Genomic DNA, 22,497 nt, shown 5'->3' with positions numbered 1-22,497 from the left:
GCCGGCCTGTGACGGGTCATGTGAGCGCGGTAATCACAGTGCAGTCACCCAATCGGCGGGCGAGTTTGCTGGCCAGGGTCCACGCGATGACCGGGGACGAGAACGGGACGATCTCCCGATCCCGGGGCACCGGGCGCGGGAACGCGGGGGAGTACGGCAGGCCGTCGACGCCGTACAGGTCGTAGCTGCGGGCGCGGATGATGAAGTGGCCCTCCCGCAACGCCGGGCACAGCCGCAGGGCGTGGTCCAGGCAGGGCAAGCAGATCGGGGGCTCGCTGACCAGCGCCCGTTCCGGCCAGTCCGGCCAGTCGGTGGTGCGGTTCCACAGGACCCAGAGCACGCCGTCGTCGTCGCGGTCCGCAGGACTGGCGCAGACCTGGCAGAGCAAGCGGAGCATGGTCCGCCGTTGGCGGAGCGGGTGGATCCGGGCGAACTGGGGGCGCCCGCCGGGACGTCCGGTGGCCCGGTCCCACAGCACGCCGCGGGTGTCGCGGTCGAGGATCGACTCGTCGGCATAGCCGATACCGCGACCATCCGGGCGGGTGACGACGTGCGGGTAAGGGATGTCCTCCTCACTCCACGTGGCGATGTAGGGGACGGGTGTTGTGCGCATGTCCGGGCTCCGCGTCGTCGGGGGTGGTGCCCGGCGACGGTGGCGTGGTGACCGAATCCTGCGGAACGACGTGGTCACACTGGTCACGACGGACCTCACCCGGTGGGGATCAGGCTGGTGTCCACCTCGGCGCGCGCTTCTCTACAAAGGCCGCCGCCCCCTCCGCCGCATCTGGACCGGTGGCCAGTTCGGCCGTTGCCGTGAGGTTGGCCGCCCTGTTGGCTGCTTGGGCGTCGGCGCCGACCAGGGAGAGCCGCATCAGGCGTTTGGTCGCCGCGACCGCAATAGGGGAGTTGGCGGCGATTCGGCCTGCCAGGCCCAGGGCTGCGGTCAGGGCGTCCTCGGCCAAGGCGTTCACCAGCCCCAGGTCGAAGGCCCGGGCCGCGGTGATCGGGGCGCCGGTCAGACCCATCTCCAACGCCACTGGCAGCGGCACGCGCTGCGGTAGGTCGGTGCCGCCCTCGGTCGCCGCGATGCCGCGACTCACCTCCGGCAGCGCGAACACCGCGTGCGGGGCCGCCACCACCAGGTCGCAGGCCAGCACCAGCTCGAAGCCGCCCCCAACGGCCGCGCCGTTCACCGCGGCGATCACCGGCTTGGGGAACGAGCCCCGCAGCAGGTTCACCGGGCTGCGGGACGGGTCCGGTAGGCCGTCGACGGCCAGTGCCTTGAGGTCCAGGCCCGCGCTGAACGCCTTCGAGCCGGTCGCGGTGATCACCACGGCGCGGACGGACGGGTCGTCGGCGGCGGACTCCAGGGCCTCGTGCAGCGCGCGCAGAGCAGCGTTGTCCAGGGCGTTGCGCACCGCCGGGCGGTCGATCGTCAGCACTCTGACCTGGCCGAACAGCGCGATGTGCACGGTCATCGAGGTCCTCCGGAACGGCGAGCTTGACGGATGGGGTGTCCCTGGTACTGTACCCAACCAAGCGCTTGCTACATAGCGAGAGGGGGCTGTGGATGGCCGACAAGCGGATGACCGGCACTGACGTCGTGGGCAGGCTGCGGTCCGGGATGACCCTGGGCATCGGCGGCTGGGGCTCCCGGCGCAAGCCGATGGCCCTGGTGCGCGAGATCCTGCGCTCCGACCTGACCGACCTCACCGTGGTCAGCTACGGCGGCCCGGACGTGGGGCTGCTGTGCGCGGCCGGGAAGGTGCGCAAGGTCGTCTTCGGGTTCGTCTCGCTCGACTCGATCGCGCTCGACCCGCACTTCCGCGCCGCCCGGCAGGCGGGCGCGGTCGAGGTGGCCGAGTACGACGAGGGCATGCTCCAGTGGGGCCTCTACGCCGCCGCCGTGAAGTTGCCGTTCCTGCCGACGCGGGCGGGGCTCGGGTCCGATGTGGTCACCTACAACCCGCACCTGCGCACGGTTTCCGACCCGTACGACGGCGAGGAGCTGCTGGCCATGCCCGCCCTGCACCTCGACGCCGCGATCGTCCACATGAACCGGGCCGACCTGCACGGCAACGCGCAGTTCCTCGGGCCCGACCCGTACTTCGACGACCTGTACTGCCTGGCCGCCGAGCAGGCTTTCGTCTCCTGCGAGCGGATCGTGCCCACCGCCGAGCTGACCCGGACGGCGCACCCGGCCACCCTGAAGATCAATCGGATGATGGTCACCGGTGTGGTCGAGGCCCCCGGCGGCGCGCACTTCACCTCCTGCGTCCCCGACTACGAGCGCGACGAGGACTTCCAGCGCGCCTACGTCACCGCCGCCGCGGACCCGGGCACCTGGCAGGAGTTCGCCGACCGCTACCTCACCGGCCCGGACGCCCAGTGGCCCGCGGTCAGGCAGGAGATCCCCGCATGACCAGCACGGTGACCAAGACCGCGACCCGCGCCGAGGTGTGCGCGGTCGCCTGCGCGGACGCCTTCCGCGGCAACGGTGAGGTGCTGGCCAGCGCGTTCGGCACCATTCCGGCGATCGGGGTCCGACTGGCCCGGCACACCTTCGAGCCCGACCTGATGATCTCCGACGGTGAGGCGCAGCTCTTGCGCGGCACCTGGCCGGTTGGTGCGCCCGCGGTCGGCGAGGTCGAGGCGTGGGTGCCGTTCCGCACGATCTTCGACCTGGTGTGGCACGGCAAGCGGCACGTCATGATGATCCCATCCCAAGTGGATGGTTTCGGCAACGCCAACATCTCCGCCATCGGCGACTACCACCGGCCCAAGGTGCAGCTGCTCGGGGTGCGCGGCGCGCCGGGCAACTCGGTCAGCCACCCGACGAGCTACTGGGTGCCCAAGCACTCCGTCCGGGTCTTCGTGTCCAAGGTGGACATGGTGGCCGGGGTCGGCAACGACCGGGCCGTCGGTGCCGCCCGCCGCTACCACGACCTGCGCCGGGTGGTCACCAACCTGGCTGTCCTCGACTACGCCGACGACGGCTCGCTTAGGCTGGCCTCGGTGCACCCGGGCGTCACAGTCGACGAAGTCCTTGCCGCCACTGGGTTCCCGCTGACGGTCGAGGGCGATGTGCCGACCAGCAGGTTACCGACCGACGACGAACTGCAGCTCATCCGCGAGGTCTTGGACCCGGACAGCCTGCGGGACCGCGAGGTGCCGTCATGAGCCCGTTGCACACCAAGGCTTGTGACCTCTTCGGTGTCCGGTACCCGATCGTGCAGACCGGGATGGGCTACGTCTCCGACGCGGGCCTGACCACGGCGACCGCGCGGGCGGGCGGACTCGGCATCCTGTCCGCCGGGCTGCTCACCTACGACGAGCTCGTCACCGAGGTCGACCGGATCAAGAAGGGCACCGCCGCGCCGTTCGGCGTGAACATCCGCGCCGACCAGCTCGATGTCGAGCGCCGGATCGACCTGCTCGTCAGCGCCGGGGTCAAGGTCGTCTCGTTCGCCTTGGCGCCCAAGGAAGCGCTGATCGCCAGGTGCAAGGACGCCGGACTGGTCGTGGTGTGCTCGATCGGCGCGCGCAGGCACGCCGAGAAGGTCGCCGCCTGGGGCGTCGACGCGGTGATCGTGCAGGGGGGCGAGGGCGGCGGCCACACCGGTGGCGTGCCGACCAGCCTGCTGCTCCCGCAGGTCGTCGACGCTGTGGGCGGCACTGGCACGGTCGTCATCGGCGCAGGTGGGTTCTTCGACGGCCGCGGGCTGGTCGCCGCGCTGGCCTACGGTGCCGACGGGATCGCGATGGGGACCAGGTTCCTGCTCACCGCCGAGTCGCCGGTGGACCAGGAGGTCAAGGAGTTCTACCTGGCCAAGACGGTCGCCGACACCGTGCTGACGACCGAAGTGGACGGTGTGCCGCAGCGGGTCCTGCGCGCGGGCACCGTCGACCAGCTGGAGAAGTCCAACGCGGCGGGCAGGGTGCTGCGCGCCGCCCGCAACGCCGTGGCGTTCCGCAAGATCTCCGGCACCTCGTGGGGTGACCTGGTCCGCGAGGGCCTGGCCATGCGCAAGGGCCAAGACCTGAGCTGGAGCCAGGTCGTGATGGCCGCGAACGCGCCGATGCTCTACCGCTCCGCGCTGCTCGAGGGTCGCACCGACGTCGGCGTGATGGCGACCGGGCAGGTGGTCGGCCTGATCGAGGACCTGCCGACCTGTGCCGAGCTGCTCGACCGGGTCGTCAAGCAGGCCACCACGGTGCTCGACCAACTGTCTACTGTGGAGGAATGACGTGGACGCACTCGCCGACCGGGTAGTGGTCGTCACCGGAGCTGGTCGCGGCATCGGCCGTGAACACGCGTTGCTCGCCGCCGACGAGGGCGCCCGGGTGGTCGTCAACGACACCGGCGCCGCTCCCGACGGACGCGGCGTGGACCCGGCTGTCGCTCAGGCGGTGGCCGACGAGATCCTCGCCCGTGGCGGCAAAGCCGTGGTGAGCACTGCTGATGTGACCACTGTGCCCGGGGCGCAGGAGTTGCTGGACCTGACGCTCTCGGAGTTCGGTGCGGTGCACGGGTTGGTCAACAACGCGGGCATCCTGCGCGACCGGATGTTCGTCAACATGTCCGAAGAGGACTGGGACGCGGTGATCGCCGGCCAGCTGCGCGCCACCTTCGCCCCGACCCGGCTCTTCGCCGAGCACTGGCGCGGCGAGTCCAAGGCGGGCAGGCAGCCCAGCGCGTCGGTGGTCAACGTCTCGTCCACCTCGGGCCTGCTGGGCGCGATCGGCCAGACCAACTACGGCGCCGCCAAGGCCGGGATCGCCGCGCTGAGCGTGATCCTGGCCCAAGAGCTCGGCCGCTACGGTGTTCGGGTCAACGCGATCACCCCGGTCGCCCGCACCCGGATGACCGAGGACGTGCCCGGCGTCGCCGACTTGGTCGCCAAGCCCGCCGACCCGGACGCCTTCGACACCTACCACCCCGGCAACGTCTCCCCGATGGTCGCCTGGCTGCTCACCGCGGGCTGCCCCGCGACCGGCGCGGTGTTCTACGTCAAGGGCGGCGAGGTCCGCCAGTTCAGCGGCTGGTCCTACGGCTGGACCGTGGACAAGGGCACCCGCTGGACCGTCGCCGAACTCGACCAGGAGCTGCGTTCCCGTGTCTGAAAAGGACTGGGCTGGACCGGCCCACGGTTTGCTGGCGGGCCGATCGGTGCTGGTCACCGCCGCCGCGGGCACCGGAATCGGCTACGCCACCGCGCGCCGCTGCGCCGAGGAGGGCGCCCGGGTCGCGATCAGCGACCGGCACGAGCGCAGGCTCGGCGAGGCGGCCGACAAGATCGCCGAACTGACCGGGACCCGCCCGCTGGCGGTCCCCTGCGACGTCACCGACCAGTCCCAGGTGGACAGTCTGATGGACGCGGTGGCCGAGGCGCACGGCGGCATCGACGTGCTGGTCAACAACGCGGGCCTGGGCGGCACGGCGAGCGTGGCCGAGATGACCGACGAGCAGTGGGACACCGTGCTCGCGGTCACTCTCACCGCCACCTTCAAGGCCACCCGTTCGGTACTGCGGCACATGATCCCGGCCGGGCGCGGCGTGATCGTCAACAACGCCTCGGTGATCGGCTGGCGCGCGCAGGCGGGCCAAGCGCACTACGCGGCGGCCAAGGCTGGTGTGATGGCGTTGACCCGCTGCTCGGCGATGGACGTCGCCGAGCACGGCATCCGGGTCAACGCGGTCTCGCCCAGCATCGCGATGCACGCGCACCTGGCCAAGGTCACCAGCGACGACCTGCTCGCCGAGCTGTCCGCGCGCGAGGCCTTCGGCCGCGCCGCCCAGCCCTGGGAGGTGGCCAACGTGATCGTGTTCCTGGCCAGTGACTACTCGTCCTACATGACCGGCGAGGTCGTGTCCGTCAGCAGCCAGCACCCCTAGCGGAGGAGCCGATGGCAAACCCCGACGCGGTCGGCACCGCGGGTGAACCGTTCCGAATGGACGTCGAGCGCGGGAAGATCCGCGAGTTCGCGATCGCCACCGGCGCGGAGCCGCCCGCGGACGAGCACCCGTTCGCCCAGCCGACCTTCTTGACCACCGCGTTCTTCTGGCAGACCGACGAGTCGAACCCCTGGCCCGCCGTGGAACTGGACCAGCAGCGGGGGTTGCACGCCGAGCAGGAGTACACGTTCTTCGGCCCGCCGCCGCGCGCGGGCACCCGGCTGACCGGGCAGTCCCGCATCGGTGAGGTTTACACCAAGCAGGGCAGGCGTGGCGGTGAGCTGACCTTCGCGGTGATGTACACCGACTTCCACGACGAGACCGGTCGTCTGGTCGCCCGCGCGAAGCTGACCGGCGTGGAGACCGCCCGGCCCCCGGCGGAGGACTCATGACCACCGCCCCCGAACCGTGGACCGTCGGCCCGGTCACCCGCACGGACTTCGTGCGCTACCAAGGTGCCTCTGGCGACATGAACCCGATCCACCACGACGAGGAGTTTGCCCGGGCCGCCGGGTTCCCCACGCCGTTCGCGGTCGGCATGTGGCAGGCGAGCCTCCTCGGCACCTATGCCACCCGGTGGCTCGGCGCCGAGAACGTCCGATCGTTCCGCATCCGCTTCCTAGAGCAGGTGTGGCCCGGTGACACGTTGACCTGTCAGGGCAAAGTCGTCAAAGAGTACACAGAGGACGGTGAGGCCCGGGTGGACGTCGAGCTGACCTGTCTGCGCCAGACCGGCGGCACCGCCGTCACCGTCTGGTCCACGTTCGTCCTGGAGGGCGACCATGTCGAATGAGCAGTTCCCGCCCGCCGAGTCCGAGCTGGTCACCCTCTCTGTGCACGACAACGGCGTGGCCGAGGTCGTCATGGACAATCCGCCGGTCAACGCGTTGCCGGTGGCGGGATGGTTTGCCCTCGCCGACGCGCTGAACTCCGCGGGGGCCGACGCGGACGTGCGGGTGGTGGTGCTGCGGGCGACCGGCCGGGGTTTCAACGCGGGCGTGGACATCAAGGAGATGCAGCGCACCGAGGGTTTCACCGCCCTGCTCGGCGCCAACCGGGGTTGCTACGCGGCCTTCAAAGCCGTCTACGAGTGCCCGGTCCCGGTGATCGCCGCGGTGAACGGGTTCTGCCTCGGTGGCGGCATCGGACTGGTCGGCAACGCCGACGTGATCATCGCGGCCGAGGACGCCACCTTCGGGTTGCCCGAGGTCGACCGGGGCGCGCTCGGCGCAGCGACCCACCTGTCCCGTCTCGTTCCGCAGCACCGGATGCGCGCCATGGTCTACACCTCGGCGACCGCCACCGCCGCCGAGCTGCACGGCTACGGCTCGGTCCACGCCGTGGTGCCGCCCGCCGAACTCCGGTCCGCGGCGTTCGCGCTGGCCCACGAGATCGCCGCCAAGGACCCGGCGGTGATCCGGGCGGCCAAGGCCTCGCTCAACGGCATCGACCTGTGGGACGTCAACCGCAGCTACCGGTTCGAGCAGGGCTTCACCTTCGAGCTCAACCTCTCCGGTGTGGCCGACCGCGTCCGCGACGAGTTCGGCCGCTCATGAGGGCGATGCAGTGCCGTGCACTGGGCGGCCCGGAGACCCTGGTCCGCACCGAGCTGCCCGACCTGGTGGCCGGTCCCGGTGAGGTGCTGATCGACGTGCGTGCGGCCGGGGTGAACTTCCCGGACGGGCTCATGGTCGCCGGGCGCTACCAGACCAAACCGGAACTGCCGTTCGTACCGGGGTGCGAAGCCGCGGGCGTCGTCAAGGCGGTTGGTGCTGGTGTTGACCTCCAACCGGGTGCGCGGGTGGCGGTGTTCTGCGGCATCGGTGGGTACGCCGAGCAAGTCGTGGTGCCTGCCGCGCGGGTGTACCCGATCCCGGACACGATGGATTTCGCCGACGCCGCAGTGCTTCCGGTCGTCTACGGCACCTCGTACCACGGTCTCGTCGACCGTGCCCGGCTCGAGCCAGGAGAGTCCTTGCTGGTGCTCGGAGCCGCAGGCGGGGTCGGCCTGACGGCTGTGCAGATCGGTGCGGCGCTGGGCGCGAAGGTGACCGCGGCCGCGTCGAGTCCGGAGAAGCTGCGGCTCTGCGCCGACCACGGCGCGCACGAGCTGATCGACTACGACCGGATCCGCGAGGGTGTCTACGACGTCGTGTACGACCCGGTGGGCGGGGAAGCCGCCGAGGTCGCCGTGCGGGCCCTGGCCTGGGGCGGGCGCTACCTGACCGTCGGCTACGCGTCCGGGACGATCCCCAAGATCGGCCTGAACCGCCTGTTGCTCAAGGAAGCCGCCCTGCTCGGCGTCCTGTGGGGCGAGTGGGCGAAGCGCAATCCGGAGGCCGACCGGGCGAACATGGCTCAGGTCGTGGCGTGGTGCGGCGCGGGCGTGCTCAAGCCGCACATCGGGGCGAGCTATCCGTTGGCGGACGCCGCGACCGCGCTGGACCTGGTCCTGAACCGGGGCGCGTTGGGCAAGACCGTGCTGAGGACGGGGGAGTGACCATGGACCTGGGACCGGGCCCGCGCGCCCGAGAGCTGCTGGAGGTGCTCGGTACCTTCATGGCCGAGCACGTCTACCCGGCCGAGCCGGTGTACGCCGCCCAACTGCCGCCCGGCAGCCACGTGCTCCCGCCGGTCGTCGAGGAGTTGAAGGCCAAGGCCCGGGCGCTCGGTCTGTGGAACCTTTTCTTGCCAGACATCTCCGGTCTGTCCAACTTGGACTACGCTTACCTCGCCGAACTCACCGGCCGGTCGCCCTACATCGCCCCCGAGGCGCTGAACTGCTCCGCGCCCGACACCGGCAACATGGAGCTGCTCCACCTCTTCGGCACCGACGAGCAGCGCACCCGGTGGCTGGAACCGCTGCTGGACGGGCGAATCCGGTCCGGGTTCGCGATGACCGAGCCCGGTGTAGCGTCGTCCGACGCCCGCAACATCACCACCTCGATCGTCCGCGAGGGCGACTCCTACGTCGTCGACGGCCACAAGTGGTGGACCACTGGTGCCGCCGACCCACGCTGCGAGCTGCTCATCGTCATGGGCCGCACCGACCCGGACGCCGAGCCGCACCGGCAGCAGTCGATGGTCTTGGTCCCGGTCGACACCCCGGGCGTGGAGATCATCCGATCGCTTCCGCTGTTCGGCTACCACGACCAGCACGGACACGGCGAGATCCGGTTCACCGGCGTCCGCGTGCCCGCCGCCAACCTGCTGGGCGGACCGGGGGAGGGCTTCGCGATCGCCCAGGCCCGACTCGGCCCCGGCCGCGTGCACCACGCGATGCGCACCCTGGGCATGGCCGAACGGGGTCTCGAGCTGATGGTCCGACGGGTGGCCGCGCGCGAGGCGTTCGGCGGCCCGCTCTCGGACCAGGGCGTCATCCGCACCTGGATCGCCGAGTCCCGGATGGAGATCGAGCAGGCCCGGTTGCTGGTGCTCAAGACCGCGTGGCTGATCGACCAGGTCGGTGCCAAGGGCGCGGCCACCGAGATCGCCGCCATCAAGGTGATCGCGCCCCGGGTGGCCCGGTCGGTGCTCGACCGCGCCATCCAGGCGCACGGCGGCGGTGGGGTCACCGACGACTTCCCGATCGCGCGGATGTGGGCTAGCGCGCGGATCCTGGGTATCGCCGACGGTCCGGACGAGGTGCACATCCGAACCGTTGCGCGGCAAGAGCTCCGCCGACACCTGAAGGCGGGTTGAGGTGGACCTGACCTGGAGCGACACCGAGCAGGACTTCCGCGCCGAGGCCCGGGCCTGGCTGACCGAACACGTGCCCGCAGAGCCGTTGCCCTCCGGCGACACCCGCGCCGGGTTCGCCGCCCACCTGGGCTGGGAGCGCGAGCTGTTCGCGGCGGGCTGGTCGGTGGTGTCCTGGCCGGTCACCTACGGCGGCCGCGGTGCCTCGCTGTGGGAGTGGCTGATCTTCGAGGAGGAGTACTACCGGGCGGGCGCGCCGCAGCGGGTCACCCAGAACGGGATCTTCCTGCTGGCACCGACGCTGTTCGACTTCGGCACCGACGAACAGCGTGACACGCTGCTGCCCAGGATGGCGGCGGCCGAGGACCTCTGGTGCCAGGGCTGGTCGGAACCCGGTGCGGGCAGCGACCTCGCGGGCATCCGCAGCCGGGCGGTGCGTGACGACGCGGCAGGCGGTTGGCGGTTGACCGGCCAGAAGACGTGGACCACCCGGGGCGCGTTCTGCACCCACCTCTTCGGACTCTTCCGCACCGACCCGGACGCCGAGCGCCACCACGGGTTGACCTACTTCCTCGTCCCGCTGGACACCGAGGGCGTGACGGTGCGCGGCTTCGAGCGGCTCGACGGCGACGAGGGCTTCGCCGAGGTGTTCTTCGAAAACGCTTTCGTGCCAGACAACGCTGTCCTCGGCGGCGTGCACGAGGGCTGGAAGGTGGCCATGGCCACCACCGGATCCGAGCGCGGCCTGACCCTGCGCTCGCCCGGTCGGTTCCTGCAAGCCGCCGATCGGTTGGTCGAGCTGGCCCGCCGCAAGGGCGCCACCGGCGGGTTGGCCGACCGAGTCGCGGACGTGTGGATGCGGGCCCAGGCGTACCAGTTGTTCACCCTGGCGCAGGTCACCGACATCGTCGACGGCCGGTCGGTGGGCGCGCGGTCGAGCCTGAACAAGGTGTACTGGTCCGAATTGGACATCGACCTGCACGAGACCGCGCTGGAACTGCTGGGTCCTGCGGGCCAGGAGGATGGACCGTGGAGCCGCGGCTTCCTGTTCTCCCTGGCAGGCCCGATCTACGCGGGTACCAACGAGATCCAGCGCAACATCATCGCCGAGCGTGTGCTCGGCCTGCCGAGGAGGTGACCGCGTGCGCTTCGCCCCCACCGCCGAGCAGTCCGACCTGCGCGCCGTCGTGCGCGACCTGGTGCGGGAGCTGTGCCCGCCCGCTGTCGTGCGGGCGGCCCCCGACTCGGCTGAGGTCGCCACGCTGCGGGCGGGCCTGATCGAACTGGGTGCACCGGGCCTGCTGGTCCCGGAGGCGGCGGGCGGTCTGGGCTTGGACGAGAACTACCTGGTCGGCATGATGATCGAGACCGGCTGGGCCGCCGTGCCGCTGCCGGTCGTCGACACCTTCGCGTTCGCCCCCGGTGTGCTGGCGGTGGCTGACCTGACCGGGGACCGGTTCTGCGGTGCCGACCCGGACGCGCGTGGCACTGTCCACTATGGCCACAACGTCGACCTGGTGCTCACCGGCGGTTTCGCCGGTACCGGTACGATCCAGGTGACCGCCGCGAGCGGTGGGGCCTCGGTGGCTGCGGTGGACCCGGCCGCCGACCTGCTGCGCGTCACCGCTGGACCGGTACTGGCCACAGTGGACGATCCCGAGGTCGTGGCCACGGCGTGGCTGCGCGGTGTTCTCGGCGCGGCTGCCCAACTGATCGGTCTGTGCCGGCGCATGCTCGACCTCACCGTGGCGTACGTCGCCGCCCGCAAGCAGTTCGGGGTGCCGATCGGGAGTTTCCAAGCCGTGAAGCACCACCTGGCCACGGCCCTGCTGGCGCTGGAGTTCGCCGAGCCCGCGGTCGCCCGGGCGGGCTACGCCCTCGCGGCGGGCGAACCCGACCGGGCCAGGGCGGTGTCGACGGCCAAGGCGTTGGCCTCGGACGCCGCGGCCACGGTGGCCCGCGCCGCCATCCAGTGCCACGGCGCGATCGCTTACACCACGGAGTACGACCTGCACCTCTACGCCAAGCGCGCCTGGGCGTTGGCCGCCGAGTGGGGTTCGGCGGGGTGGCACCGCGCCGCGGTGGCCCGGGAGTTGCTCTCGACGGAAAGGGAGTCCTGACGTGAGCGTCGTCGACTACGAGCAGGCGGGCGGGATCGCCGTCGTGCGGATGAACCGGCCGCGGTACCGCAACGCCCAGAACTCCGCCATGACCTACGCCCTCGACGACGCCTTCTACCGGGCGGCCGCCGACGACGAGGTCAAGGTCATCGTGCTGGCGGGCGCGGGGGAGCACTTCTCGGCCGGGCACGACATCGGCACGCCCGAGCGCGACGTCGACACCTCGTTCGACCGCCGGGCGGGCCTGTGGTGGGACCACGTCGGAAAGCCCGGTGCGGAGGGCCGGTTCGCGCGCGAGTCCGAAGTGTACTTGGGGATGTGCAGGCGCTGGCGGGAACTGCCGAAGCCGACGATCGCGATGGTCCAGGGCGCGTGCGTCGCCGGTGGGCTGATGCTGGCCTGGTGCTGCGACCTGGTCGTCGCCGCCGACGACGCGTTCTTCGCCGATCCCGTGGTGCGCATGGGAATCCCCGGTGTCGAGTACTTCGCCCACCCGTGGGTGATGGGTCCCCGCTTCGCCAAGGAGTTCCTGTTCACCGGCGACCGCGTGGACGCCCAGCGCGCCGCCGCCCTCGGGATGGTCAACCGCGTCGTGCCGCGGGCCGACCTGGAGACCGAGACCCTGGCGCTGGCGGGCAAGATCGCGGCGATGCCGAGGCTCGGCCTGGCGCTGACCAAGCGAGCGGTCAACCAGGCCGAGGACCTGATGGGCCTGCGAGCGGGGATGGACTCGGTCTTCGGGCTGCACCACACCGCGCACGCGCACAACGCCGAGGTCGGCGCCGACGCCCTCGCGGGCCAGACCGCCAAGTCCATGAAGGCCGCCGCCGACCCGGACTGAGCGCCACCGCGCGTGGCCCGGGTGGGGCCGCTTGCCGGTCCGGTGACACTGTGCACTCGGCCAGTTGGCCGGACCGCCCAGGGCCATCGGCGAACCCGCTGGTACATCGGGGTGATCCTGATGGCGGGCTGAGCATTCCTCATGTGATCGTTCTCGGCAGTTCGATCACGGGAGGGACACCATGAGAAGATCTAGCGCCGCCTTATCGGCCCTGCTGCTCGCCTTCGGTCTGATCGCCACCCCGAGCACGGCGAACGCCGACCCGTGGTGGGCGCACTACTTCCTCGGCCCGTACCCCGACCAGGTCAGCTGCGACGCGGACTCCACCGCGTTCCGCAGCCCGCCGGAGTTCCAGACCTGGCCGTGCGGCTACTTCACCTCGGAGCCGCGCGGCGGCAGCCGGGGCCCCGGCTGGTACTTCTACGTGCTCGCCGACATCCGATAGCCGACGCCCGTCCCCGGGCCGGTCGAGCCGCCGAGCCCACCTGAGCAAACCTGACTCGATGCGACTCAACCCGATTCCGTGCCGGCAGACCGGGCCGGGTCGTCGGCCCCCGGTCGGCGGCCCGGCCCGAGCGCCGCTCTGACTCTCCTTTGTGGACGCGTGGCGGCGGACAACCAAGCGCTCGGCCGAGTCGCACTCGCACACCGTGCCAGCCGGGTGTGACGCTGGGTGCGCGATTGGGTACGGTGACGCTCACCGCCAAGCACATCACGGTGCGTGAGCGGTGCCCCGGATGTGTAGGCCGTTCACCTCGCTGCCCGTATCGTTCGGGGCCTGGCGGCTGGGTGCGGCTCCACGGAGTCGCGGCCAGCGGCCGGCTCGTCGTCGTGCGAGGCTACTGGTCAGACAGACATTCCGGCGTCGTCGCACCGCCACGCCGCCGAGGGCTGCTGTCTGACCGCCGCCTCTACCGTCAACTCGGCTCTCCCGGCCGCCACGAACTGGCGCCCGTTGTTCATCCCGCGGGCGCAGGTGCGCCACGTCGCTCTGGAAGCAGGAACTGATGACGTCAGTGGACACCTTCGAACCACCCTCGGCCGATGTGCGGCGCGGGAGCGACTTCGGGAGGCTGACCAAGGAGCTGAAGGACGCGGGCCTGTTGGGCAGGCGCTACGGCTACTACGCGCTGCGCAACGCGGGCAACGTGCTGGCGCTGCTGGCGGGCGGGGCGGCCTTCGCGTACCTGGGCGAGTCGTGGTGGCAGATGTTCGTCGCGGCGTTCCTGGCGCTGGTGTTCACGCAGTTCGCCTTCATGGGCCACGACGCGGGCCACCGGCAGATCTTCCGCTCGCACACCCGCAACGACGTCGTCGGCTACCTCAACGGCGCGGTCACCGGGATCAGCTACCAGTGGTGGGTCGGCAAGCACAACCGGCACCACGCCAACCCCAACACCGAGGACCACGACCCGGACATCGAGATCCCCGCGCTGGCGTTCAGCCGTGAGCAGGCGGTCGACAAGACGGGCGTGAACCGCTGGATTACCAAGCGCCAGGCCTACCTGTTCTTCCCGCTGCTCACCCTCGAAGCGGTCCTGCTGCGCATCTCCGGCTTCCAGTCGGCGTGGAAGCGCGAGATCAAGCGCCCGGTGCTCGAGGCCGTGCTGCTGACCGTGCCCACCGCCGCCATGGTGACCGCGCTGTTCCTCGTGCTCTCCCCGCTGCAGGCGGTCGCGTTCATGGTCGTGCACCAGGCCATCATGGGGGTCTACCTCGGCTGCTCGTTCGCCCCGAACCACAAGGGCATGCCGATCCTGACGGCCGAGGACCGCCTCGACCACCTGCGCAAGCAGGTCCTGACCTCGCGCGACATCGTCGGCGGGCGCTGGGTCGACGGCCTCTTCGGTGGCCTGAACTACCAGATCGAGCACCACCTCTACCCGCACATGCCGCGGGCTAACCTGCGCCGCGCGCAGCCGATCGTCGAGGACTTCTGCGCGCGTCACGACATCCGCTACGTCAAGTGCAACATCCGCACCTCTTACGCCCAGGTGCTCAGCCACCTGCACGACGCCGGTGCCGAACTGCGCGCGGCGGACGCCCGCTAGAGGTCTCGTCAGAGGGGAGCGCGGCCACGCCGCGCGATACCCCGAACGCCCTGGTCAGCGTGGTGCCGGACGCGGTCCGTGAGCCCGCCACCAGGTCGAACGCCACGGGGCAGCCGCAGTCGGGCGGGCGTCTTCGGGCGCCGGTGTGCCCCCTTCCGAGTCCAGGTGCAGTACTCGACCCTGGTCCGGGAGGGACTCGGCGAACCGCGTCGCGCTACCCGGCGGCTGCCGGCCGCCGGGTACCGCTGGTACCCGGCGAGCCCTTGACCGGACACCGCCGTCGCGACTCGAGGTGGCGCCCGTGCCACATCGACGACGTCGGAGCCGCATCGGTTGCGGCGCAAGTGGTTGTTCGGTTTCTACCGAACGAGCTCGGGTGGGCGTACCTCGTGGCAGGGAATCCGTCCGGAATTCGTCGTGTGCGGACAGCGGTGGCCGTCCGCACACGACGTGCGCTACCTACCAGGGGTCAGCAGCCGCAGGTGAGCACGTTGCCGCCCGCGATGCCGATCACGCCGTTGCCGCCTGAGACGCCGTTGGTGGTGGCGATGGTGTCCGTTCCGCCACCGCCGACCACGGTGCCCGAACTGCCGACGCCGCCTGCGCCGAGGGTGCCACCCGCGCCACCCGCACCGCCCGCGCCCGGCTGGCAGCCGGTGCCGCCGGTACCGCCCGTGCCGCCGTACCCGCCCTTTCCGCCGGTCACGGTGACGCTGTCGTCGCCGAGGCCGCCGCTGACGCTCCCGCTGTTGCCGACGCCGCCCGCACCGCCCGCGCCACCGCCGCCACCCGCGCCGCCGATCTGGCCCGGGTCCATGCCGTTGCCGCCCTTGCCCGCGGCGCCGCCGAGGCCACCGAGGCCGCCGACGACCTTGACGATGTCGTTGCCCGCGTCACCGTTGACCGTTCCCGAACTGCCGATCCCGCCCGCGCCGCCGACACCGCCGAAGCCGCCCGCGCCGCCACCGTGCCCGCAGCCGCCGAGGCCACCCGCGCGGCCGGGGGCGCCGACACCGCCGGTGACGGTGATGGTGTCGATCGCGTCGCCACCGCTGACGGTGCCCGAGCTGCCGACCGCGATCCCGCCGACACCACCGGCGCCGCCGACACCGCCTACGCCACCGGTGCCCGCGCTGGGACCGCTCGCGCCGCCGGCACTACCGAGGCCGCTGGTGCCGCCCGCCCCGCCGGTGACGGTGAGCGTGTCCATACCGAGACCGCCCTGGACACTGCCGAAGCTGCCGAGGCCGCCCGCGCCGCCCGCACCACCGACCCCGCCCGCGCCCCCGGCGCCACCGAGGATGCCCGTACCGCCTGTGCCCCCGGATCCGCCTGCCCCGCCGGCCCCACCCGTGACGGTGACGACGTCGGTGCCGTCACCGGCGTTGATCACGCCGGTGCTCGCGACGGCGAGACCGCCGACCCCGCCCGCGCTTCCCGCCGCGCCCGCGAAACCGGCGGGGTGGGTGCTCGTGCCCACTCCACCCGGTCCGCCCACCGCGCCGGTGGTGCCTGCCGTGCCGGTGACCTGGATCCTGTCGTTCCCGCCCGCGGTGTCGACGGTGCCCGCGAGGACGCCGCCGGTGACGGTGACGATGTCGCCGCCCGCGGTGCCGGTGAGGACCTGACCGGCGGGGATGCCCGCGGTGCAGGTGATGGTGTCGCCGGACCCGTTGGGGGTCCGGGCGCAGCCGAGCGGATCGGCCAGGGCCACGGCGGGCGCGGCGAGCGCGAACCCCGCCGCGACGCCCAGTCCGATCAGTGCGCGGACAGCCGTGGTCGTGCGTGCTGTCGATCTCATGTGTGTGCCCTCAAGCAGTGCGTGAGCCGGGCTGGCGCCGCGGACCTCGAGTGCGGCAGGTGACCGGGGTCCGGTGCCACTCACCGGTGGCCCGAACGTGGGACCACCGGATTCGCTCAACTCGCCGGGCCAACACTTTGCCTTTCGGCCCCGGTTGGCAAGGAAATTGACGATCACTCACTCCGCTGCGCGCGGACTCGCACCCGATGCGCATTTCCGGAATTCCCGGTCCGGTGCCCTGCCGTGCGTCCGATCGTCGCAACCCCTTGTGTTGTAGGGGAACCGCGCTAGGCCGGTCGAGTGCAAGACGCGTTTTCCGGTAATCGAACACCGGCCCGCGTCGATTTAGGGGTCGATCCGCCCCGTGAGCGGGGCGGCACTGAAGGGGGCTGATGTGACGACACTGCGGCACAAGGTGCGCCGGGTGCTCAACGACCCGACGGCACCGGGATCGCTGTCCAGCCGGGCGCGGGCGAAGCGCTGGTCGGAGCTGATGAGCCGGTTCCCGGACCTGGCCGCGCTCCGGGTGCTCGACCTCGGCGGCCTGCCGTCGTTCTGGCGCGCCGCGCAGACCCGACCGGCCGAGCTGACCACGGTCAACCTGGTCGAGGCCGAGGCCCCGGAACCGTGGATCCGCCACCTGGTCGACGACGCGTGCGCACCGGGCCAGATCGAGGGGGAGCGGTTCGACCTGGTGGTGTCGAACAGCCTGCTCGAGCACGTCGGCGGCTACGCCCCGCGCCGCGACCTCGCCGAGGTCATCCGCGGCGCCGCGCCGCGGCACTGGGTGCAAACCCCGTACCGGTACTTCCCGATCGAGCCGCACTGGATGTTCCCCGGCCTGCAGTTCCTGCCGACGGCCGCGCGCGCGGCCGCCATCCGGCACTGGCCGCTCGGGTACTCCCGGCTCTCCGGCGACGACGCCACCGACGCGGTCCTGGCCACCGAGCTGGTCTCCATCACCGAGCTGCGCCTGCTGTTCCCCGACTCCGACATCTGGCACGAGCGGGCCGCGGGCCTGACGAAGTCCATTGTGGCCGTTCGGACCTGACCCCCCCACGCCGATCCGGGGCGGCGGTCGGCTCCGAACACCCACCATGCGACTCGACGACCGGGTGCGCGCGGCGCTGATCCACGCGACCGCGCGCTGGACGGTGCGCTACGGGGACAACCTGCGGTTCGCGGGCACGGAGCTGCCGAAGCCGCGGGTCCAGCCCGTGCCCACCCGGCACGGCACGGTTCCGGCACACGTCTACCGCCCACCCGGCACCGACGACCGCACTGATGACGGCACTGATGACCGAACCCCGGTCCACGTCCACTTCCACGGGGGCGCCTGGCTGATGCGCCACCCGAAGATGGACGACTGGTGGTGTCGCTACCTCACGGCCACGGCAGGCGTCGTGGTCGTGAACGTCGACTTCAGCGCGGGCCCGTACGCGGCCTACCCGGTCGCCCAGGAACAGTGCCACGACGTGGCCGCGTGGGCGGCCGGGTGGGCGAACGACCGGATCACCGTCGGCGGCTTCTCCTCCGGCGGCGGCCTGGCGGCCTCGGTCTGCCTCCAGGCCAGGGACACCGGCTCGTTCCGCCCGGCCCTGCAGGTACTGGGCGTCCCGGCCCTGGACATGGCGAGCGCCCTCACCCCCACCCCCGAGGGCATGATCGCCGCAAGCCTCCGCCAACTAGTCCGACGTGTCTACTTCCCGGACACGGCCAGCCGATCCGAGCCCTACGCCTCCCCAGTCCTGGCACCGGACCTCACCGGCCTACCACCCGCGATCATCCTGACCGCCGCCCACGACACCCTCCGCCACGACGGCGAACGCTACGCGAACCGCCTACGCGAAGCCGGAATCCCAGTCCGACACGACGAAACCCCCAACGTCGACCACTACTTCCTCACCCAGGACCCCACCCGCGCCCGCACCACCATGGCCATGGTGGCAAAGGAGATCAGGGCCGCCACCACCCCTTGACCCCACCCCACCACGACCCGACTTCGCCACCCGCAACCCAACTTTCCCTCCCGCGCCCCAGCTTCACCACTCACATCAACTTCGCCTCCCGCACCCCTCCTGCGCCACCGCCAACCCAACCCCGCCAGCAACACCCCTCTCCGATCACCGTCCTAAAAGACCCTCCACCCCATCGAGCGCACCCACCAAAGCAAGCCCCGACGCGCACACTCCCCAAGCAAGCCCCGACGGCCGACCCGAAGCAAGCAGCAAGCAAGCCCCGACGCGCACACCCACCAGAGCAAGCGCCGACGGCCACCAGCACGCCAAGCAACCACACGACATCACCGAGGCTTGGTGCGGACATGCATCCGCTCCCCCTGTTTCCCGAACAGGCTCAAGATCTCCACCGGCCGCCCATCCGCGCTGCCGAACCAGTGCGGCACCCGGGTGTCGAACTCGGCGGCCTCGCCCGGCCCGAGGACCACGTCGTGGTCGGCGAGGACTAGGCGGAGGCGGCCGTCGAGGACGTAGAGCCACTCGTAGCCCTCATGGGTGCGGTGCTCCGGGACGGTGCCCCGGTCAGTGATGACCATCTTGTACGCCTGGAGCGGGCCCGGGCCCCTGGTCAGCGGGATGAACGTGCCGCCACGTGGCAGCGGGCGGGGGATCAGGCGGATGCGGGGGTCGCCCACCTCCGGGGCGCCGACCAAGTCGTCGAGCGGCACCTGGTAGGCCGTGGCCAGCGGCAGGAGCAGTTCCAGACTGGGGCGGCGCTGCCCGGACTCCAGCCGGGACAGGGTGCTCTTGGAGATGCCGGTCACCTCGGACAGGGCGGCCAGGGTAAGGCCGTGCTGGTCGCGCAGCCGCCGCAGCCTGGGGGCCACCTCGTCGAGGACCGCCTGGTACTGGGGTGTTTCGTCCATGGGGACAGCACACCCCCATTTCCCGGAATCGGCAACAGAAGTTGCCGGCCGTCCGCCGCCGGGTGCACGCTCCCGGCATGAGCCGACACCACGGGCACCGCACCGACACCGAGCCCACCGCCGACACCGAGCCCACCACTGACACCGAGTCCAGCGCCGACAACCAGCACGGGCGCGACAACGGGCATGGCAACCACAGCGAGCACGGCCACGGCAGCGGGCACCACCACACCGACCTGGACTGGGAGGTCATGGCCGCCTGGCTGGAGGACAGCGGCGACCTGCACCTCCCGGTCCTGCGCCAGGTGGCGGCCCGCCTCCGGCGCCCGGGCGTGCGGCGCGTCCTGGACATCGGCAGCGGCCCCGGTGTGATGACCGGCGTGCTCGCCGAGACCTTCCCCGACGCCGAGGTGGTCGCCGTGGACGGGGCGGCGGGCCTGCTGGACCGCGCCCTCGCCCGTGCCGAGCGGCTCGGGCTCGGCGGCCGGGTCAGCGTCCAGCACGCCGAGCTGCCCGAGGGGCTCGCCGGGCTCGGCTCCGCCGACCTGATCTGGAGCAGCAAGGCCGTGCACCACCTCGGCGACCAGCAGGCCACCCTGACCGCCCTCGCCGGCGCGCTCAACCCCGGTGGCGTGCTCGCCGTGGCCGAGGGTGGACTGCCGACGCGCTTCCTCCCGCGTGACATCGGCGTCGGCAGGCCGGGGTTGCAAGCCCGGCTCGACGCCGCCCAAGAGGAGTGGTTCGAGGCGATGCGGACCGGCCTGCCGGGCAGCGTCGCCGTGGTCGAGGACTGGCCCGCGATGCTCACCCGCGCCGGGCTCACCGACGCGGGCAGCTTCACGTCCCTGCTCGACCTGCCCGCACCCCTGGGCGAACCGGGCCGCGCCTTCCTGCACACCCACCTGTCCCGCCTGCGGGGGAACGTGAGCGAGGCCTTCGCCCCGGAAGACCTCGACACCCTGGACGTCCTGCTCGACCCGACGTCCGCCGAGGGCATCCTGCGCAGGCCCGATGCCTTCCTGCTGTCCGCCACCACAGTCTTCACGGGGGTGCGCCCTGCGCACTAGAACGGAGTCCACAGTGGAGATCGCGCACCGGTCACCGGTCCGTTGGGCGCTCGCCGGGCTCTCCTTGTCGGTGTTGTTGTCCGCGCTCGGCACCAGCAGCGCCAACGTCGCCCTGCCCACGCTCGCGCGGGCGTTCAGCGCGTCCTTCCAGCAGGTCCAGTGGGTCGTCCTGGCCTACCTGCTCGCCATCACCACCCTGATCGTGAGCGTCGGACGGCTCGGTGACCTGATCGGCCGCCGCCGGTTGCTGTTGGCGGGCATCACCCTGTTCACCGCCGAGTCTGTCCTTTGTGGAGTCGCACCGGCGCTGTGGGTGCTGGTCGTGGCCCGGGCCGGGCAGGGGCTCGGCGCGGCCGTCATGCTGGCCCTCACCATGGCCTTCGTCGGCGAGACGGTGCCGAAGGAGCGGACCGGCTCGGCGATGGGCCTGCTCGGGACGATGTCCGCGGTCGGCACCGCGCTCGGGCCGTCGCTGGGTGGTCTGCTCATCGCCGGACCCGGCTGGCAGGCGATCTTCCTCGTCAACGTGCCGCTCGGTGTCCTGGCTCTGTTGCTCTCCTATCGTTATCTCCCAGCGGATCGGGAGGTTCCCAAGAGGACTGGCTTCGACCACGTGGGCACAACGCTGCTGGCCCTGACACTCGGGGCCTACGCACTCGCCGTGACGATCGGACGCGGTAGCTTCGGTGTGCTCAACGTGGTCCTGTTGGTGGTCGCGGCTCTCGGGGTCGGCCTGTTCGTCCGCGCCGAGTCGAGGGTGGCGGCGCCGTTGATCCGGTTGTCGATGTTCCGCGACCGGGCGCTGAGCGCGAGTCTCGCCATGAGCGCGCTGGTCTCGACGGTGATGATGGCGACCCTCGTGGTCGGGCCGTTCTACCTCGCCCGCACCCTCGGGCTCGGCGAGGCCCTCGTCGGACTCGTCCTGTCGGTCGGCCCAGTCGTCACCGCGCTCACCGGTGTGCCCGCCGGTCGCGTCGCGGATCGCCTTGGCGCGCAACGGATGACCGTCGTCGGGCTTGCCGCCATGGTCGTCGGTTGCGTAGTCCTGTCGGTGATCCCGACCTCGCTGGCCGGCTACATCGCGCCCATCGTCTTGGTCACCGCGGGGTACGCGGTATTCCAGACGGCCAACAACACCGCCGTGATGACCGATGTCCCGGCGGACCGGCGGGGCGTCGTCTCCGGGATGCTCAACCTCTCGCGCAACCTCGGGCTCGTCACCGGCGCGTCGGTGATGGGCGCGGTGTTCGCCCTCGCGGCCTCGGCCGACGACGTCACGACGGCCAGTCCCGGGGCGGTGGCGGCGGGCATGCGGACCACCTTCGCGATCGCGGCCGGGCTGATCGCCGTCGCGATCGCGGTCGGGACTCGGGCCCGGCGGGCCCCGCGCACCTGACCACGCGGCGGTGGCCGCCGATCACTCCGTTATGGACAGTGTGGCGACACCGGACCGCCGGTGCCGCCACACCATCACCTCGCCATCACCTCGCGATCACCGTGCCATTACCCAGCAGGCGCCGCACCGTCACCGCACCCGGGCGCCTCAGGCGTACCAGTCGACGCACCGCCAGGCGACGTAGCCACCGCCGCGGGCGTCGACGTGGATCCACACGGTGCTGGAGCCGCCGCACGCGGTGTAGGAGCCACCGCTGGTGGACGTGCACGAGGCCGATGAGCTCTCCCCGGTGTTGAGCTGCCCCTTCGCCGTGCTGCCCGTGCTCGCCGAGGCGCGGACGAGCACCGTCTGCTTGGCGACCACCGTGCAGGCGGGCGCGTCGACCGGACCGGCGGTCGCGGTCGCGGTCGCCGGCGCCAGGGCGCCCAGTGCCAGCGCGGCCCCGGCGATCGTTGTCAATGTTTTGCCCTTGTGCACTTTTCCTCCCATGGAGATCGGAAATCCCTGCGGCGCAACGGTCTCAGCCCACGCGCACAGATCGCGCACAGATCGCACACCGACGAGGCGGCGCCCTACCCGTCCGGGGGATATGCCCCTCGCGACGGGCTGGGCCACGATTGCCTCGTCTCGGTTCGGCGCGTTCGCGACGGCCAAACTGGGGCATCGGGTAGCTGGAGCCATT

Annotated in this window: 24 protein-coding genes; 19 read left to right on the top strand and 5 right to left on the bottom strand. The window is 71.5% G+C overall.

What is annotated here, in order from left to right:
* Positions 1–16 precede the first annotated feature (16 nt).
* Positions 17–613, bottom strand: coding sequence for a hypothetical protein (locus QSK30_RS31990; protein ID WP_285508665.1), 597 nt, complete (start codon positions 611–613; stop codon positions 17–19).
* 109 nt (positions 614–722) lie between these two features.
* Positions 723–1,478 carry an enoyl-CoA hydratase/isomerase family protein gene (locus QSK30_RS31985; protein WP_285508664.1) on the bottom strand — a complete coding sequence of 252 codons (756 nt, stop codon included), beginning with the start codon at positions 1,476–1,478 and terminating at the stop codon, positions 723–725.
* A gap of 92 nt (positions 1,479–1,570) precedes the next feature.
* Here QSK30_RS31985 and QSK30_RS31980 point away from each other — a divergent pair, with 92 nt between their 5' ends.
* The 15 genes from QSK30_RS31980 to QSK30_RS31910 all read left to right on the top strand — a co-directional run bounded on the left by QSK30_RS31980 (position 1,571) and on the right by QSK30_RS31910 (position 14,667).
* Entirely contained in the window at positions 1,571–2,422 is an 852-nt protein-coding gene (locus QSK30_RS31980) for a CoA transferase subunit A (RefSeq protein ID WP_285508663.1), read from the top strand.
* Positions 2,419–3,180: a CoA-transferase subunit beta gene (locus QSK30_RS31975; protein WP_285508661.1), complete on the top strand. Its 762-nt coding sequence runs from the start codon at positions 2,419–2,421 to the stop codon at positions 3,178–3,180. The genes QSK30_RS31980 and QSK30_RS31975 overlap by 4 nt, the downstream gene beginning before the upstream one ends.
* Before the next feature lie 5 nt (positions 3,181–3,185).
* Positions 3,186–4,247, top strand: coding sequence for an NAD(P)H-dependent flavin oxidoreductase (locus QSK30_RS31970; RefSeq protein WP_502871918.1), 1,062 nt, complete (start codon positions 3,186–3,188; stop codon positions 4,245–4,247).
* A gap of 1 nt (position 4,248) precedes the next feature.
* Positions 4,249–5,124 carry an SDR family oxidoreductase gene (locus QSK30_RS31965; RefSeq protein ID WP_285508658.1) on the top strand — a complete coding sequence of 292 codons (876 nt, stop codon included), beginning with the start codon at positions 4,249–4,251 and terminating at the stop codon, positions 5,122–5,124.
* A complete protein-coding gene (locus QSK30_RS31960) occupies positions 5,117–5,896 on the top strand; it encodes an SDR family oxidoreductase (RefSeq protein WP_285508657.1) in 780 nt (259 codons plus the stop codon). The genes QSK30_RS31965 and QSK30_RS31960 overlap by 8 nt, the downstream gene beginning before the upstream one ends.
* A gap of 11 nt (positions 5,897–5,907) precedes the next feature.
* Positions 5,908–6,348, top strand: coding sequence for an FAS1-like dehydratase domain-containing protein (locus QSK30_RS31955; protein ID WP_285508655.1), 441 nt, complete (start codon positions 5,908–5,910; stop codon positions 6,346–6,348).
* The gene (locus QSK30_RS31950; protein WP_285508653.1) at positions 6,345–6,749 is read left to right on the top strand and encodes a MaoC/PaaZ C-terminal domain-containing protein; all 405 of its coding nucleotides are present in this window, start codon (positions 6,345–6,347) and stop codon (positions 6,747–6,749) included. The genes QSK30_RS31955 and QSK30_RS31950 overlap by 4 nt, the downstream gene beginning before the upstream one ends.
* Positions 6,739–7,512 (top strand): enoyl-CoA hydratase family protein, encoded by a 774-nt coding sequence (locus tag QSK30_RS31945; RefSeq protein ID WP_285508651.1) that lies wholly within the window; start codon positions 6,739–6,741, stop codon positions 7,510–7,512. Before QSK30_RS31950 ends, QSK30_RS31945 begins: the two co-directional genes overlap by 11 nt.
* A complete protein-coding gene (locus QSK30_RS31940; protein WP_285508649.1) occupies positions 7,509–8,456 on the top strand; it encodes an NADPH:quinone oxidoreductase family protein in 948 nt (315 codons plus the stop codon). Before QSK30_RS31945 ends, QSK30_RS31940 begins: the two co-directional genes overlap by 4 nt.
* A gap of 2 nt (positions 8,457–8,458) precedes the next feature.
* Positions 8,459–9,658, top strand: coding sequence for an acyl-CoA dehydrogenase family protein (locus QSK30_RS31935; protein ID WP_285508647.1), 1,200 nt, complete (start codon positions 8,459–8,461; stop codon positions 9,656–9,658).
* Between the two features lies 1 nt (position 9,659).
* Complete coding sequence (locus QSK30_RS31930; protein WP_285508645.1) at positions 9,660–10,793, top strand: acyl-CoA dehydrogenase family protein; 1,134 nt, start codon at positions 9,660–9,662, stop codon at positions 10,791–10,793.
* A gap of 4 nt (positions 10,794–10,797) precedes the next feature.
* Positions 10,798–11,775 (top strand): acyl-CoA dehydrogenase family protein, encoded by a 978-nt coding sequence (locus QSK30_RS31925; RefSeq protein WP_285508643.1) that lies wholly within the window; start codon positions 10,798–10,800, stop codon positions 11,773–11,775.
* A gap of 1 nt (position 11,776) precedes the next feature.
* On the top strand, positions 11,777–12,616 hold the full coding sequence (locus tag QSK30_RS31920; protein WP_285508641.1) for an enoyl-CoA hydratase: 840 nt from the start codon (positions 11,777–11,779) through the stop codon (positions 12,614–12,616).
* 181 nt (positions 12,617–12,797) lie between these two features.
* A complete protein-coding gene (locus QSK30_RS31915; RefSeq protein ID WP_285508639.1) occupies positions 12,798–13,061 on the top strand; it encodes a hypothetical protein in 264 nt (87 codons plus the stop codon).
* 562 nt (positions 13,062–13,623) lie between these two features.
* Entirely contained in the window at positions 13,624–14,667 is a 1,044-nt protein-coding gene (locus QSK30_RS31910) for a fatty acid desaturase family protein (protein WP_285508637.1), read from the top strand.
* Between the two features lie 469 nt (positions 14,668–15,136).
* Here the strand turns inward: QSK30_RS31910 and QSK30_RS31905 are convergent, their stop codons facing one another.
* Positions 15,137–16,468, bottom strand: coding sequence for a hypothetical protein (locus QSK30_RS31905; protein ID WP_285508635.1), 1,332 nt, complete (start codon positions 16,466–16,468; stop codon positions 15,137–15,139).
* Between the two features lie 394 nt (positions 16,469–16,862).
* Between QSK30_RS31905 and QSK30_RS31900 the strand changes: the two genes are divergently transcribed.
* Complete coding sequence (locus QSK30_RS31900) at positions 16,863–17,519, top strand: class I SAM-dependent methyltransferase (RefSeq protein WP_285508633.1); 657 nt, start codon at positions 16,863–16,865, stop codon at positions 17,517–17,519.
* A gap of 46 nt (positions 17,520–17,565) precedes the next feature.
* Complete coding sequence (locus QSK30_RS31895) at positions 17,566–18,447, top strand: alpha/beta hydrolase (protein ID WP_285508631.1); 882 nt, start codon at positions 17,566–17,568, stop codon at positions 18,445–18,447.
* Positions 18,448–18,770: 323 nt separating this feature from the next.
* Here QSK30_RS31895 and QSK30_RS31890 read toward each other — a convergent pair whose 3' ends face one another.
* Positions 18,771–19,352, bottom strand: coding sequence for a helix-turn-helix domain-containing protein (locus QSK30_RS31890; RefSeq protein WP_285508629.1), 582 nt, complete (start codon positions 19,350–19,352; stop codon positions 18,771–18,773).
* Between the two features lie 77 nt (positions 19,353–19,429).
* Here QSK30_RS31890 and QSK30_RS31885 point away from each other — a divergent pair, with 77 nt between their 5' ends.
* Together QSK30_RS31885 and QSK30_RS31880 are read left to right on the top strand one after the other, a co-directional pair.
* Positions 19,430–20,419 carry a class I SAM-dependent methyltransferase gene (locus tag QSK30_RS31885; protein WP_285508627.1) on the top strand — a complete coding sequence of 330 codons (990 nt, stop codon included), beginning with the start codon at positions 19,430–19,432 and terminating at the stop codon, positions 20,417–20,419.
* 13 nt (positions 20,420–20,432) lie between these two features.
* The gene (locus QSK30_RS31880) at positions 20,433–21,815 is read left to right on the top strand and encodes an MFS transporter (RefSeq protein ID WP_285508626.1); all 1,383 of its coding nucleotides are present in this window, start codon (positions 20,433–20,435) and stop codon (positions 21,813–21,815) included.
* 147 nt (positions 21,816–21,962) lie between these two features.
* On the opposite strand, the gene QSK30_RS31875 is transcribed toward QSK30_RS31880, so the two are convergent.
* Positions 21,963–22,292 carry a hypothetical protein gene (locus QSK30_RS31875; RefSeq protein ID WP_285508624.1) on the bottom strand — a complete coding sequence of 110 codons (330 nt, stop codon included), beginning with the start codon at positions 22,290–22,292 and terminating at the stop codon, positions 21,963–21,965.
* Positions 22,293–22,497: the final 205 nt, after the last annotated feature.

The organism is Actinokineospora sp. NBRC 105648, assembly GCF_030269645.1.
GTDB lineage: Bacteria > Actinomycetota > Actinomycetes > Mycobacteriales > Pseudonocardiaceae > Actinokineospora.
This window is presented reverse-complemented; position numbering and strand designations above follow the sequence as displayed.